General features: G+C 48.8%; 15 protein-coding genes. 2 read left to right on the plus strand and 13 right to left on the minus strand.

Features of this window, described 5'->3' with window-relative positions:
* Positions 1-49: 49 nt before the first annotated feature.
* Positions 50-1,519 carry a DUF6385 domain-containing protein gene (locus MKY87_RS14100; protein ID WP_340912022.1) on the minus strand — a complete coding sequence of 490 codons (1,470 nt, stop codon included), beginning with the start codon at positions 1,517-1,519 and terminating at the stop codon, positions 50-52.
* A gap of 46 nt (positions 1,520-1,565) precedes the next feature.
* The gene (locus tag MKY87_RS14105) at positions 1,566-2,063 is read right to left on the minus strand and encodes a DUF6385 domain-containing protein (RefSeq protein ID WP_133386207.1); all 498 of its coding nucleotides are present in this window, start codon (positions 2,061-2,063) and stop codon (positions 1,566-1,568) included.
* A gap of 198 nt (positions 2,064-2,261) precedes the next feature.
* On the opposite strand from MKY87_RS14105, the gene MKY87_RS14110 reads away from it, so the two are divergent.
* Both MKY87_RS14110 and MKY87_RS14115 read left to right on the plus strand, forming a co-directional pair.
* Entirely contained in the window at positions 2,262-2,795 is a 534-nt protein-coding gene (locus tag MKY87_RS14110; RefSeq protein WP_340912019.1) for a hypothetical protein, read from the plus strand.
* Between the two features lie 30 nt (positions 2,796-2,825).
* Entirely contained in the window at positions 2,826-3,407 is a 582-nt protein-coding gene (locus MKY87_RS14115) for a hypothetical protein (protein WP_133386209.1), read from the plus strand.
* A 117-nt stretch (positions 3,408-3,524) separates the two neighbouring features.
* Here the strand turns inward: MKY87_RS14115 and MKY87_RS14120 are convergent, their stop codons facing one another.
* The 11 genes from MKY87_RS14120 to MKY87_RS14170 all read right to left on the minus strand — a co-directional run bounded on the left by MKY87_RS14120 (position 3,525) and on the right by MKY87_RS14170 (position 15,187).
* On the minus strand, positions 3,525-4,871 hold the full coding sequence (locus MKY87_RS14120) for an MFS transporter (protein ID WP_340965028.1): 1,347 nt from the start codon (positions 4,869-4,871) through the stop codon (positions 3,525-3,527).
* A 69-nt stretch (positions 4,872-4,940) separates the two neighbouring features.
* Positions 4,941-6,119 (minus strand): winged helix-turn-helix domain-containing protein, encoded by a 1,179-nt coding sequence (locus MKY87_RS14125; RefSeq protein ID WP_340965031.1) that lies wholly within the window; start codon positions 6,117-6,119, stop codon positions 4,941-4,943.
* Positions 6,120-6,311: 192 nt separating this feature from the next.
* A complete protein-coding gene (locus MKY87_RS14130; RefSeq protein ID WP_100528246.1) occupies positions 6,312-7,106 on the minus strand; it encodes an ABC transporter ATP-binding protein in 795 nt (264 codons plus the stop codon).
* Positions 7,107-7,108: 2 nt separating this feature from the next.
* Entirely contained in the window at positions 7,109-7,969 is an 861-nt protein-coding gene (locus tag MKY87_RS14135) for an ABC transporter permease (protein ID WP_445669457.1), read from the minus strand.
* A gap of 171 nt (positions 7,970-8,140) precedes the next feature.
* The gene (locus MKY87_RS14140; RefSeq protein WP_340965037.1) at positions 8,141-9,190 is read right to left on the minus strand and encodes an ABC transporter substrate-binding protein; all 1,050 of its coding nucleotides are present in this window, start codon (positions 9,188-9,190) and stop codon (positions 8,141-8,143) included.
* A gap of 326 nt (positions 9,191-9,516) precedes the next feature.
* A complete protein-coding gene (locus MKY87_RS14145; protein ID WP_340965040.1) occupies positions 9,517-9,858 on the minus strand; it encodes a hypothetical protein in 342 nt (113 codons plus the stop codon).
* 162 nt (positions 9,859-10,020) lie between these two features.
* On the minus strand, positions 10,021-10,668 hold the full coding sequence (locus tag MKY87_RS14150; RefSeq protein ID WP_338589118.1) for a helix-turn-helix transcriptional regulator: 648 nt from the start codon (positions 10,666-10,668) through the stop codon (positions 10,021-10,023).
* A 12-nt stretch (positions 10,669-10,680) separates the two neighbouring features.
* Positions 10,681-11,568 carry an oxygen-dependent tRNA uridine(34) hydroxylase TrhO gene (gene trhO, locus MKY87_RS14155; protein WP_062836769.1) on the minus strand — a complete coding sequence of 296 codons (888 nt, stop codon included), beginning with the start codon at positions 11,566-11,568 and terminating at the stop codon, positions 10,681-10,683.
* A gap of 239 nt (positions 11,569-11,807) precedes the next feature.
* The gene (locus tag MKY87_RS14160) at positions 11,808-12,917 is read right to left on the minus strand and encodes a hypothetical protein (protein WP_339788050.1); all 1,110 of its coding nucleotides are present in this window, start codon (positions 12,915-12,917) and stop codon (positions 11,808-11,810) included.
* Between the two features lie 57 nt (positions 12,918-12,974).
* Positions 12,975-14,480 (minus strand): sensor histidine kinase, encoded by a 1,506-nt coding sequence (locus MKY87_RS14165; RefSeq protein ID WP_338589123.1) that lies wholly within the window; start codon positions 14,478-14,480, stop codon positions 12,975-12,977.
* A complete protein-coding gene (locus tag MKY87_RS14170) occupies positions 14,477-15,187 on the minus strand; it encodes a response regulator transcription factor (protein ID WP_338589125.1) in 711 nt (236 codons plus the stop codon). Before MKY87_RS14170 ends, MKY87_RS14165 begins: the two co-directional genes overlap by 4 nt.
* Positions 15,188-15,210 lie beyond the last annotated feature (23 nt).

Consider the following 15,210-nt stretch of genomic DNA (forward strand, 5'->3'; position numbering starts at 1 on the left):
ATGAAGTCCACCAAAGGAACTCCATGTACCTATATGACAAATAAATGGGTTATGTGCCTTGTCCATTGAAGAACACATCAATCGTACTTGGTGCGCCGATTAGGCTGGAGCGGTAGGAAAGACGCGTATATTTGAGAAAACGCTGCGGAACCAATACATCCACTGACCCGGACAAAATGCCCGTTACCGTCGTCACATCCGTGTACCAGTTTGTTCCGTTGGCGCTGATCTCAACAAGAGCATCTACCCGGTTTACACCCGGCCCCCGGTTATATACAAAGAAAGAATACGTGCCAAATACACTGGTCGTAACCGCTGGAAGCGCTGTGAAGGTGTTGGCGGTCGGGGTGCTTATGAGTTGAGACTCCTGAAAACTCTTCTGTGAAATGGACGTCACACTGCTAAGTGTCCCCGCTGTAATTGTGGCTCCGAGCACACTGGTAATCGTTCCGTTCAACAAGTTTGTCAGTGTTCCGGCGGTGATCGTTGCCCCGAGTACACTCGTAATCGTACCATTCAGCAGGTTCGTCAATGTACCAGCAGTTACGGTTGCGCCAAGTACGCTTGTAATGGTTCCATTCAATAAGTTCGTCAGTGTTCCTGCGGTAATGGTTGCTCCCAATACACTCGTGATCGTACCATTCAGTAAGTTCGTCAACGTACCCGCTGTTACCGTTGCACCGAGTACACTGGTAATGGTTCCGTTCAACAGGTTCGTCAGTGTTCCTGCTGTTATGGTCGCTCCGAGTATACCTGTGATGGTACCCGCTGTAATCGTTGCTCCAAGCACACTTGTGATCGTTCCGGCGGTAATCGTCGCTCCTAATACACTTGTGATCGTACCATTCAGCAAGTTCGTTAATGTTCCCGCGGTCACCGTGGCCCCGAGCACACTGGTGATTGTTCCGGCTGTAATGGTCGCTCCCAATACACTGGTAATCGTACCATTCAGCAAGTTCGTCAGTGTTCCCGCGGTCACCGTAGCTCCGAGTACACTGGTGATCGTTCCAGCTGTGATCGTCGCCCCAAGTACACTTGTGATCGTACCATTCAGTAAGTTCGTCAGTGTTCCTGCGGTCACCGTGGCTCCGAGTACACTCGTGATGGTACCATTCAGCAAGTTCGTGAGTGTTCCTGCTGTTACGGTTGCCCCGAGTACACTTGTAATCGTTCCCGCCGTGATCGTTGCTCCCAATACACTGGTGATCGTACCATTTAGCAAGTTCGTTAATGTACCCGCTGTAACTGTGGCTCCAAGCACACTGTTGATCGTACCTGCCGTGATCGTCGCTCCAAGTACACTCGTGATGGTTCCGTTCAGAATGTTGGTAATGGTTCCGGCGTTAATTGTAACCGTGGTCAGACCTGAGATGTTACTGATGGTTCCGTCCAAAATAATACCAACCACGTTCCCGCTCGTATCCGTTCTGACAGGCTGGGCTGTGCCTGTACTATCCTGGCCAAAAATCAACGTTCTCAGATTGTCCGGATTCGTATTAAACGTTGTAAAGTTAGGCATGTGCCTCGTCCTCCTCCCTGGTCAAATCTGTGAGATCATAACTCCCTTACGGCATACGCTGTGCCTGAAAGTAAACATCGAGCCGGGTCGGTTGATCCGGTTCAACGGATCGAATTGCAAGCCGGGTATAGTGCAAAAATCGCAATGGTACCAGCGCTTTGGTCTGGCCTCCCGCGACCACCTCCTGGCTGTCCACAGCATAATCTACGGCATTGGGGCTGATCTGGATCTGTACAAGAGCCGGATGTTTTCCCCGATTCACAACGCCATAGGTATACATGCTGAGTGATGAGGTGTCTTGTGCCGGGAGTGAATCCATGCTGCTACTGGTTTCGGCTCCGACATACGTATGCTCTGTAAAACAATGAATAGCACCAGGGAGTTTCGTGCGTGAGGAAGCACCCTGCTTGAACCGGGGACGAGTAATCCGGGAACAAGGGGGTTTCAGCAATTTAGCGCGGCAGGAATGACGGGAGCGGCGGCGACTGACATATTTAGTTGGTTGCTTCGTTCTCTTCTTGCTTCGCTTCGCTGTTCGACTCATCTCGATTTCCCCTTAAAAAATGTGCTTACGCATCGTATGCCCGGTTTGTATATGCGGGCACGGCATCTGCCGTTATTTCCAGATATACGGCTCAGTCCCCAATCCATTTTGCTTCTTTTCACATACACTGCAAGTACAATGAAATGCGAATCAATCGGAATGTTGCTCAAATGAACTGGTCTATGGGAGGTGGATGAGATGACCAACTATAATGTATTCAACCAATCCAATCGTCCCCTGTTTACTCAACTGACCAATACCTTCTCAGCCCCCGGCATTGAAGCGTCACCAGACAGCGGCGCAGCTGCTGCAGGCAGTTTTTTTGCCCTGACGACCAACAATACCTTAATTCCTTCCAACCAGAATCTTCTTCTACAGATCTTGAATGCGGCCGGCAGCGGCCGAACAATACGCATATCCAGCCTCACAGGAGGCACAACAGCGGCGGCTACTCTTGTTATCTATTCAGGAGGAACCGTGACTGTTGGTAGCACACCAGTGCCCGTCAATACATTACTGGGCAATACCAATGCCAGTGTAGTTACCACAAGGCAAAATACTGGTACTCTGGGGGGAACCTTCACGAGTATTGCAAGTATTCCGCTCACCGCAGGAATTTTTTCACTGGATCTGAATGGCTCCATTATTGTGCCACCGGGACAAACATTATCCATTAGCGTAGGCACGGGGAATCAGACCGCAGCCATTAATCTGTTCTGGTGGGAATTCTGAGTTTGATCCTGATAAAAGGAGGTGCACACTGTGCCAAACAATAATGTATTCAACCCGTTAAGCCAGCCCGTCTATACATCCAACACCAACACGTATATTTCTCCCGGCATTGTTGCACCTCCGGAGAATAATGCTGGCAGTACAGGCAATCTGTACAACGCAGGTTCCACCAACTCCACAACACTGGGGTTGCTGGGAGGAACGGTTATCGCCACCGTACAATTGGCCAATCCAGCAGGGAGTGGGAAGACCCTATACGTATCACGGCTCTCCGGCGGAATCACGGTTGCACTGAATCTGTTGTCATCCTTCAGCGGTTCCATGAGTCTCAGCGCTAATGGAACACTGACATCGCCCACCACACTCACGCCGGTAAACAGCAATCTTTCCAGCAGCAATACCAGCGTAGCCATCGTACGATTTTCTGCTGCTGCGCCTTCAGGAGCGACCCCATTGATGGCTATGCCCCTTCAAGCAGGGCCGTTTCTGTCCAATGAATTTGGCCGTTATGTGGTTCCTCCAGGTCAAGCCATTAACCTCTCTGTCAGCGGATCACTTTCGGTTGGTGGACTGATGGCGTCTACTGCTTATTTTGCTTGGTGGGAAGTGTGATTCGTTCAATCGTGCTTAACAATGCAATGTGCAAACAGCCGCCTTCGGATGAGTACCGAAAGCGGCTGTTCGTTATATTGTAGATGTAATGATAATTAAAAATGTCCGGACAGGCTGTCAGACCGATTCCTGCGGAATGATCTCTTTGGCTTCAGACACGAGAGGCTGCTTCCCTTCCCACAAAATGCGTTGCAGCAGTATGCCGGCAAGACCAATCACCAGCGTAGCGAGACCGATATATTGAAAGGTAGGACTCGGCCCTGCAACTCGGATGAGCGCCCCACCTGCAAGTGGAGCTACGACCAGTACAACACTGGATAGTGAATTTTGGATGCCGAAGACGCGCCCTACATAGGCAGGAGGGGTCTCTTTTTGCAACAAATAATTCAGTGTTACCATAAAGAGTCCATTACCTATCCCGATACAGAGACCCCAGATAATGACCCAAATTTCAGGTGTTTGTGGGCCGATCCACCCCAATGCAGCGATTCCAGCACCTACGAACAGATATCCTCCACCCAGTCCCCACCCATACCCAATTCTCGGCAAGCGATTTAACAACAAAATGATGATTACTGCCCCTGCGCCTGCAGATGAACCCAACCAGCCGAGCAGTGATTCATTACCTGGCTTGATCTCCCGAAACAGGGTCGTAAACTGATAATCAATCATGAGAATGGCCATGAGTCCAAAACAGCCGAACCAAATCGTACTCAGCACGGTACGACTGCTCTGTATAAAACGCCAGCCTTGCTTCCACTGGGAGAACAAGGATTCCGATTCATCCTTTTCACTAGCAGCACTTTCTTCTGATACAACGGACTCCAACTTCTCCACCATTCGACGCAAGGGCCATAAAACCGCACCCGATAACAGGCGGGTACAAGCATTAATGACAATACAGATCTGTGGTGAAAAGAAGGCCAAAATGACTGCACCTAGCAGTGGTCCCGCCACTTTTGAGCACTGGCTCACAAATCCGTTTAGGGACGATGCCTGAAACAGATGCTCCTCTGCCACCACCTGACGGGTTAACGCCTGCTGGGCTGGAACATGGAATACTCCCATCATGGCCCGCAGGGCAAGCAGTGGAAGCAACCATATCGGGCTTGGTGCGAATAAAATAGCAATGGTTAATCCCACCGTGATTACATCACACAGGAGCATGATTTTAACTTTGTGCAGTCGATCAGCCAGTGCACCTGCAAAGGAGCCCAGAAGTATGCCCGGGACAGCCATACATACAGGAATAAGGGCAATAATCAGCGGATCGGCGCCCCATCGGTAGGCCACCATCACCTGAATGGCGAGTGCATCGAACCAATCTCCAAACGTAGCCAGTGAGTACGCGATAAACATGCGGACATACTGGAGATTGGTCCATAAGCTTTTGGAAGATTCCACAGATGAAACGGGTGATTCGTTGGGTTCATTTGAGGCAGGTTCATTTAAAATGACGGTCATACGTGTACTTCCTCCCTTGATTACAGCCATTAGCGGTCTGTATGTTCCTTGGCTGTAATCATAAAGGAGTTATATCAGAGGAAGATCAGAGGATGGGGAGATAGGGGATAAAAAGTTACGTATTTCATCTACAATTTGTTGTCCATATGCGGGTACACCGTAACTTTTGCCGATCTCTGCATACACTTGACGATACTTACTGCGAATTCTGCCTTCAATTCGATGTTGACCCATGAACTGGAGAATCTGATATGCAGCATTCAGATATAGCGGTGCGTTCAGCGACATTTTCAATACATCCAGACCGTCATCCATTCTTAACTCTGCCTCACGAACTCGTCCTTGCCGAAGTAACCATAACCCCTCCATCACCTGAAAACGTCCGATCTCTCGCAGATACGGGGCATCCTTCAATCCCGCTCGCAGGACTGCCATCTGGGCCTCAATAGCTTCACCGCTGCCACCCCACAGTTCCACATACAACGCTGCAAGTGCTACAGGCAGTCTGAAATTCTTGAGCTCGTCAGTCTCTATTACACGATATGTTTCTTCCAGCTGCTCTTTGGCACGTTGATATTGGCCCGCCTCTACATAGACTTCAACGATGTTTAGAATGCGGAGTTCCCGAAGCTGATCGGCAGACAATGCCGATGAATTCAGCGCCTGTTCATACAAAGGTAAGCTTTCTGATGGTTCAATTAGCGAATGAACAAAGATCAATAACCAGTATAAGCGCTCTTCAAAAGCAATTTCTTTCGTTGTAATCAGCCACTCCAGATCTCCCTGTATAAAACGGATATACAACTGATAATAAGGGGCAATCTGAATGCCAAGTGCTTCCTGCTGTTGAACCAGGGTCTGTATGGCATTTCCCTGCCCAAACAAGTGATATTTACGAAGTAATCCGTGAATGACTTCCTGCATTTCTGGGTCCTGAGCAGAAGGGCTAGCGGGTAGAGCGGACTTGTTATCATGCACAGCAAGCCGGTATCCGTAGCCCCGTACTGTATCCAGACGGATCTCATCCCAGCGTTTCAGCTTCTTGCGCAGGCGATAGATATGATCGTCCACAGTGCGTTCAACCGGATATTCAAGCGGCCATACCCGATCCAGCAATTGACTGCGGGTGAAGGCTTTCTCCTTGTTTTCATACAGAAAATGCAGCAGTGCAAATTCCTTGGCGAGCAGGCGAATGGACTCTGTACGCCGCGTGACCGTATATGTCCCTTCATCCAATTGCAAAGACATGCCTGGTTCCTCCTACTATGTATAATTCGCTGATCCGAAATCGTATAGATTCATTCCATTTTTTCAACGTGTTCAACATACCATAAAAACCCTTTGCGAGAACGCAAAAGGTTTTTATCGTCTAACTTATAGATGGCTTAGATTGTGGATTACGGTACGTATAGCTGTTCTTCCAACAAGTGTTCCCTTGTCTTAACCCAGCACGACACGATCATCTGCCATTTTTTTGCCGCTAATCCGTTCGAATTCACCAAGCAACTCAGGGACAGTCAACGTACGCTTGCGCTCTTCGCTGACATCCAGAATAATTCGTCCTTTGTCCATCATAATCAGACGGTTCCCCAGACGAATCGCCTGCTCCATATTGTGCGTCACCATCAATGTAGTCAGTCTCATCTCACGCACAAGTGTCTCCGTCAGTTCCGTGATCAGTTCGGCACGTGAAGGGTCAAGAGCTGCCGTATGCTCATCCAGTAGCAAAATCTGCGGCTGGGTAAACGTAGCCATCAACAGGCTAAGTGCCTGCCGCTCCCCGCCAGACAAAAGCCCCACTTTTGCATTGAGACGCTTCTCCAGTCCGATTCCCAGCTTCTCCAGTTGCGTGTTGAAAATCTCACGTCTGGCACGGGTAACTCCGAAGCCCAGTCCGCGTCCTTTGCCACGTTTATATGCCATCGCCATATTTTCTTCAATGGACATATGTGGTGCTGTACCTGCCATCGGGTCCTGAAACACCCGGCCAATCCAGCTGCTGCGTTTATGCTCCGGCAGATTTTTAATGGAGCGGTCATTGATCAGTACATCGCCCATATCTGGCTTCATCACACCCGAAATGATGTTCATCAACGTGGATTTACCGGCTCCGTTACTGCCAATCACCGTCACAAAATCTCCCGGATTCATCGTCAGATTCACGCCAACCAGCGCGGTCTTCTCATCCGTTGTGCCTGGGTTGAACAGCTTGGTTACTTGCGTAATCTCCAGCATGATCACATACCTCCCTTCGCCTGATGACCCCCGGATCGCATCAACTCTTCTGTTCGTTTGCGAGCCAGACTTCGCTGCTTCATGGAGCGCTGCATCGTTGGGAATACAAGAGCAATAATGACGATCACCGCGGTGATCAACTTCAGATCAGATGTATCGAACCATTCGACTTGAAGGGCAAGCGCGACCACAATCCGGTAAATGATTGAACCAACGATCGCTGCAAGTGTAGCCCAGAATACCGTTCTTGCACCAAGAATGGCCTCACCGATAATCACGGAAGCCAGTCCGATAACGATCATACCGATGCCCATCGTGATGTCCGCAAAACCTGATTGCTGTGCAATGAATGCACCAGACAGTGCAACCAATCCATTGGATAAGCTGACACCTACAATCGTAGTCACATCGGTATTCGCACCAAAGCTGCGAATCATGCGTTTGTTATCACCTGTCGCGCGAAGTGCCAGTCCAACATCTGTTTTCATGAACAGATCGAGCATGATTTTAAACACCAGCACGACGATTATAATAAGTACCATGACATGCTCACCTGAGAACGGATTGTCCATACCCATAATGGATTTATTCGGTGCGCCAAGAATACGCATATTAATGGAGTAAAGCGCGATCATCATCAAAATCCCGGATAACAATCCGTTGATTTTGCCTTTGGTATGAAGCAGACCTGTACAAACCCCGGCCACCATGCCGCCAGCCATTGCCGCCAAACAGGCGAGCCAAGGAGAGAAGTCATTGGAGATCATAACCGCCGCGATTGCGCCTCCTGTTGTAAAACTTCCGTCTACGGTAAGGTCAGGAAAATCGAGTATGCGGAAAGTAATATATACACCAAGTGCCATCAGTGCATATAAAAGCCCCAGCTCGATTGCTCCTTCAATTGAATTCCAGCTTATACTCACGCTACTTCCTCCCTGTCTATCGAAAAGAATGAGGCGAACCCGTTGCACGTTCGCCTCGCATCCATACTGCCGGATTACACTTCGGTCAGATTATTGAATCAATCTCAGATTCTATTGAATAATGTTGTTTTCCTGGTCTTTTACTTCGGCTTTCATCTCATCCGTAACCGTGATGCCTTGGGCTTCAGCTGCTTTCAGGTTCAGGATCAGATCCAGTTTGTCCGGAACGGTGACTTTCATATCACCCGGTTTTGTACCATTTTTCAGAATGTCCGCGGCCATCTCACCCACCTGATATCCATGGTCATAATATTTGAAGCCAACCGTTGCAAAAGCTCCTTTTTCAACGGTATCCCGATCACTGGAGAAGAACGGAATTTTATTACTGTTTGCCGTTTGGATGATCGTATCAACCGCACTCACGACAGAATTATCAAGTGTAATGTAGAAGGCATCTACTTTCCCAACCAGAGAATCCGTTGCCTGTTTTACTTCAGATGTATTCGTAACGGGTGCTTTCACCAGCTTGATATTATGTGTTGCCAGCGCCTTTTCAGCGTTATCTGCCATAACCACTGCATTCGGTTCACCTTCGTTAATGACCAAGCCTACCGTTTTTACATCCGGCAGATTTTTGGCGATAAAGTCAGCCAATTGTACGATGGCCTCCGGATTCGTGTCGGATGCACCTGTAACATTGCCGCCCGGCTTGTCCATATCGGTCACCAGTTTGGCACCCAGTGGATCTGTCACTGCTGCGAACAACAATGGCTTGTCCTTCACTTGTTGAGCCAGAGCCAGCGCAGATGGTGTTGCGATTCCGAGTACGAGATCATTTTTGGAATCACCCGAGATTTTCTGTGCAATGGACAGGTTGTTCGTCGAATCACCTTGCGCATTATTGTAATCGATTTTGAGGTTCTTGTTCTCTTCAATACCCGCATCCTTCAGGGCTGCGATGAAACCTTCGCGTGTAGCATCCAGGGATGGATGTTCAACAATCTGGGAGATGGCAATCTGGTATGATTTTTCCTCGCTGCCTCCACCTGTTGTACTGCCCGATCCTTCGGATTCCGTGCCTGTACCGCTGTTATTTCCGCAACCTGCCGCAACGATCATTGAAGCAACCATCATCAGTGACATCCAAAATTTCTTTTTCATGTGTGAGAACCCCTCTCCATCTTATAAAATGTGGTTACCCTTATCGATCTGAATTCCATTGACACGATAGGGCGGGACAAAACGAACGCTTCAACGCATTGTTGCTTTGATCGACAAAAGCAGACAAATATAGACTTTTCTCATGCGACTGAAGTCCATGACCCGTGTTGGTGTTTTATTGTTCCCCTAATATTAAGGGGCGTCCCGATATCCGTCAATGGTTGAACCGCTTCCAATTTAGTTTCATCGTATGGTTGTGATAGAAAACATTACATAACGAAAAAAAAGCAACCCGCAAGTTATGCGAGTTGCCTAGTATATATAGCTTATTTTTCTTGCTGGATTGCTTTCACTTCAGCAGAGGTTAGTCCCGTCGCTTTGACAATAGTCTCTTGATCAAGACCTAAATTGAGCATATTCATTGCGATTTTCTGCTTGCTCTCAGCTTCACCTTCTTTGATTCCCTCTTTGATCCCTTCTTTAATTCCTTTTTGAATTCCTTCCTCCATGCCTTTCTTGAGACCCTCTTCTCGTGCGCCTTCCATCATGGATACTTGATCCCGTAAAAACTTTTGACGTGCTTCATATTGTTGACGGAACTCTTGATCCTCGCTCAGTTCCTTCAATAGATTCATGGCCTTTTTCAAAGCCGGTTCGGGTTCGTGCATCGTTAACGCCTCCCATCTAATATTGAGTTATGTATAAAACATCTGGATGTTATTTCAGATTATATCACGCATCTCACCATATAAATAACGTATTTACGTCATTTTCATTCAAAAAAAGAGACTATTTCGACGAATCGAAACAATCTCTTCTGTATAAACCAGTTAATTCCCCGACGCTTCGCGAATCTCATACTTGCACCTTTTGCCGCCATCGGCGTAACATTCGGTACGCTCCACCTCAGCTTGAAGCAGCGAGCGGAACAGATCGAGTTCACAGCGGCAAGCCTGCTTGTATACACTCGCGACTTGCACAATCGGGCAGTTCATTTCCGTAATAACGTAGGTTCCATCTTCTTCTCTGGATGCATCCGCCATATATCCGTTGGCATTCTGGATTCGCGCGAGTTCCTCCACCCGTCCGGCCAGATCCTGGCCCTCCATCTGTGGCAATCCGCTACGAAGCAGCTTGTCCCGTCGACTCTCGAACAATGCATCCACCACACCGCTCCCGGCTGAGTCAGACAATTCTTCAAGTAGCTCCAGCGTAAGGGACGAATATGATTTCGGGAAAAAGCTGTCCCCACGTACCGTCAATTGGTACACCGAGGACGGACGTCCAGCCGTAGCCCGCGCCTCCCGAACCTCGATCCAGCCGTCCTGCTCCAGTGCCGTCAGATGACGGCGAATGGCCATGCCGGTCAGACCCAAATCAGCTGTCATTTCCCTCGCGGTCAATGTGCCTTGCTGCTTCAGCATGAACAAAATCCGTTCACGCGTCGTTCGTTCCTCTTCACGCTTCACGATCAGCACCTGCTCTCCTGCTTATGCGTGTACCGGTGCTGCCTCCCGGCAAGCATCCGAGCAAAAGCGGTTATGCGTCTCTTCGCAATCCTCACAGCTTACGTGCTGCAGGTTGCAGGTTGGACAATTAATATATCGGTCATGTGTCGTTCCACAGTGATAACAGCTGGCAATGACAATATCCTCGTCTGTCCGGTTAATCGGCACAGAGATTCGCTCATCAAACACGTAACACTTGCCATCAAACAGATGGCCTTGTACTTCAGGGTCTTTACCGTACGTGACAATACCGCCATCCAATTGAGCCACGTCCTGGAATCCTTCATTGATCATGAAGCCAGTCAGCTTCTCGCAGCGAATGCCGCCAGTACAGTAGGTAATAATCGTTTTGTCCTTCATGTCACCCAGGTTCTCCCGAATCCACTCCGGAAACTCACGGAACGACTCAACATCTGGACGGATAGCCCCGCGGAAATGGCCGATTTCGTATTCGTAATCATTGCGACCATCGATAACGATAACATCATCACGTTGCAGATGCTCATGGAACTCTTTCGGTGAAAGGCGTTTGCCGCTAATCACATTTGGATCAAGGTCTTCGTCCACGCGGAACGTAACCAGCTCTGCTTTGTGACGAACAAAGATTTTTTTGAACGCATGCTCTTCCACATCATCAATCTTGAACACCATATCGCTGAACAGCGGGTTCGCATGCATGTCTTTCATATACTGTTCCGTCTGTTCTGGCGTTCCGGATACCGTGCCGTTAATACCTTCGGATGCGATCAGAATACGGCCTTTCACACCGAGGTCCTTGCAGTATTGCAGATGCTCTTGTGTAAACGTCTCAGGGTCTTCAATCTTCACGAACTTATAATATAAAAGCACGCGGTACGCGCTGTTACACATGTATATCACCTGTTCCTATTCCATGTTGTTATTAGCCGGATCATCCGGCAAGACGACTACGTTGCACCCTTACTTGTAAAAAGAAAAGAAACAGCCGCCCGAAACTTCGTCTCGAACTGCTGCCTGACATTCGACTTTTATTCCTGCATTCTAGTTTATCGGAAGCGGAATAGCTTAGTCAATATAAATGTATAGAAAGGGATGAAAGATATGGAACATATCTATCCGCAACAATCATCCTATTCCGAGATCGTAATGACCGAGGTCACAAAGTGATAAGACTCGTTCTCCAATATGGCCTGCGATAAAAGAATCTTGTTGCCTTTCGGACTCCAGGCGAGCGGGTCAGAGGCGTTGTCCATATCCGCCGAGATCTGGAACTGCTCAGCCGACTCCGTGTTGGAGACAAACAGCCCTTTCTCATTATCATTCTCAGAATTGATGGTGTATGCAATCTTGGAATCATCACCCGACCAGCTTGTGCCGAAAATCTGCGTGCCTCTGGCGAGAGTGGCCTTCTCATTGCCTTCTAGATCGGTGAGCACCAGCGCCCGTTTGGTATCCGCTGTTCTTTTCACAATCGCAAGCCTTGTTCCGTCATTGGAAGGAATGACCCACTCCACACTTTTCAGCACCTGTTTCACGTCACCCGTCTTCACGTCATATGCATTCAACTGGCCGTCTTCGCCCGTAATATAATAGATGGTATCATTCGCAACCTTGATGCTTCGAACATTGAAATTGCCTGTCTCCACCAGCACTTTCGTTGTACCGTCCACACTTGCCGAGATGAGATCACCCTTCATATTGGGAAAAACAACATGGTCATTATCGAGCCACGCACCCTCTTGGATAAATCCATCCTCCTTACCAGCAGGGGTTGTTTCCCCGTTATGCAGGTTCAGAATATAGCCTTTTCCCGTGTTTTCCTCCGGCTCCCGATAGAATAGGTACTGACCATCCGGTGACACCAGCGGTGCACCAAGATTCGCTTCACTTTCCTTGAGCGGCGTATCTGTACCTTTGGTTAGATCATACATGTATAAGTTATGCGGGTACCTTTCCTGACCTTCAACGGTGACGGGTTTCAAGGACTTGTTCTCCTTGTCGGATACAATCCAATCATCACTGAGCCAGGTAATCCCGCGCATATTTGGCAATTTATCTATTTTCTCCAGCTTAAAGCTCTGGTAGACGGATGTGTTGGTGTTATCTTTCACCGTAATATCGGTTCCCGTCTTCCCGCCTTGTGTGTTGCCCCCCGGCTCTGTTATTCCCCCGCATGCTGCTGTTGTTAACAGGACGATGGCCCCGAACGTGCCCAAAGCTGCTTGTTTCCAATTCATCATGGTCCCCCCTGGTTTCTCTTCTATAAGACCAAGCATACACACGGCATACTTCCAAAGTTATTCAGACTTGTTTCGAACTTGTAAACTTGCATCAGCCAAAGGAAATACGAGTTGGAATGCCACACCTTCCCCATCTTCTGGATCACCCGACAGCAGGGTGATTGTACCGCCCTGTTTTTCAACAAACTGCTTCACGAGAGATAGTCCCAGTCCTGTTCCGCCAGTTTTTCTGGCCCTGTCTTTGTTCACGGTGTAAAAGGGTTCAAAAATCTTCTCCCGTGCCTCTGCCGGAATCGGTGTACCCGAGTTGTAGATGCGAATGACCGCTTGACGCCCCTGCATCCGTAGTTCACTCTTCACCCGGATCACACCATCCGGAACGTTATATTTGATCGCATTATCCAGCATGTTGATGAAAATATGCATAAGACTCTCCCGATCACTGCGGATCACCGCCGGTTCAAGATCCAGTTCCATGTTCAGCGCAAACTTCTCCGCTTTCCCACGCATCCGGCCACAGGCATCCTCCAGCAGAGCACTGACCTCTACATCTTCGGCCTGGTTCTCGAAGTCATACTTCTCCAGGGCAGATAAATGTAATACTTTCTCCACCATCTCGTACAGCCGCTCCGTTTCTTTGCCAATGTTACTTGTGGCATCATCAAGCAGTTGCGGATCATCCTTATACATGTCGAGTAGCTCCACATAAGCTTTGATCGACGTTAGCGGTGTCTTGAACTCATGGCTGATGTTACCGATATATTGTTTCTGTTGCTGTTCCAGCGCCTGAAGCTTCTTAATCGCCAGTTGCAGCTTCTCCTGCTCCGCATGCATGGCTGTGATGTTTTGCTGAATGGATGTACTCATATAATAAATGCCCTGCCCCAGCTCCCCCAGTTCATCCTTGCGCCTTACAGGAGACTCCGTAATGTAGTTCCCTTCGCGAATGGAGTCTGCGGACCTCTTCAGCCGGGTAATCGCGACAGCAAACCGATTGTAGAACAGATAACCTAATATGAAGCTCAGCGCCACAACGGTAATTCCGGCCCAGATGAACAATTGAAGGATGCGAGTATAAAATTCATGGTAGCTCTGGACAGGATATTGTATCCATACGGCGCCCATCTGTCCATCCGGACCATCCAGCGGTGCGGCATAGAGCAGGGTCTCACCCTGCTCATGATAGGCTATTTTATTTTGCAGCGCATAGTCTAGCGTTTCCTGAACAAGTTCACTCTCGCTGGAGGCGAAGGATGCTCCCACCTGCTGGCCTGTCATGTTATAGAGTGCTATTGGCAATCCGGTAGAGTTGGCCAGTTCCTGTGCCAGCCTGCGGCCATTTCGCTGTAAAAAAACGTCCTGATCCAGATGAACGGACTCGGTGTAGTAGGACTGTCTCACATTCAGATTCACCAACCGTGTCTGCTGCGATAAAATACCTTCAATCTGTGACTGCTGATTGCGTTCAATACCGCGCAGGACCAGTGAACTAAGTACAACCACGGTCAGGATAAGCAAGGCTGCCAGAAAAACACTGAACTTCAGCTTGATGCTGACTCTCATATGGCCCCGCCTGTTTCAGGAGCAGATGCTTTGTAACCAATCCCGTATACGGTCTGCAATTTTTGCTGATCTGTATCTCCAATTTTCTTACGCAAACGCTGGATGTGAATGTCCACGGTCCGTGTCCCACCCGCATATTCCATACCCCAGACCCGATCCAAAAGATCATCTCGTGTATACACACGCTCAGGATTAGACATGAGAATGGTTAGCAGATCGAACTCTTTTGGGGTCAGATCCAGCTTCTCCTCATTCACGGTCACGGTGCGGTGAGCAACATGAATACGCAGTGTGCCATTCACGATGGCCTGATTCTTCGAATCGTCAGGTGGTGGACTGCTTTTCTCGACACGGCGCATGAGCGCTTTCACCCTTGCGAGCAGTTCACGGATCTCGAATGGCTTGGTCATATAATCATCGGCGCCCATTTCCAGGCCAACGATTTTATCCACGATATCATTTTTGACAGTTAGCAAAATAATGCCGATATCCTCCCGGTCTTCCAGCCTCCGGCATACACCGTACCCATCAAGTCTTGGCATCATGACGTCCAGAATCATGACTTGCGGGTGAAACGATGCGACCTTAACCAAGGCCTCTTCGCCGTCACTCGCAGTCTCTACTTCATATCCTTCGCGCCGCAGCGCGTAAGCAATGGCACTGACGATGCTTGATTCGTCATCTACCACGAGCACTTTTTTATTCATGGGATTCATCCTCTTTATCTATG

The organism is Paenibacillus sp. FSL R7-0198 (assembly GCF_038000415.1).
In the GTDB taxonomy this organism is placed as follows: domain Bacteria; phylum Bacillota; class Bacilli; order Paenibacillales; family Paenibacillaceae; genus Paenibacillus.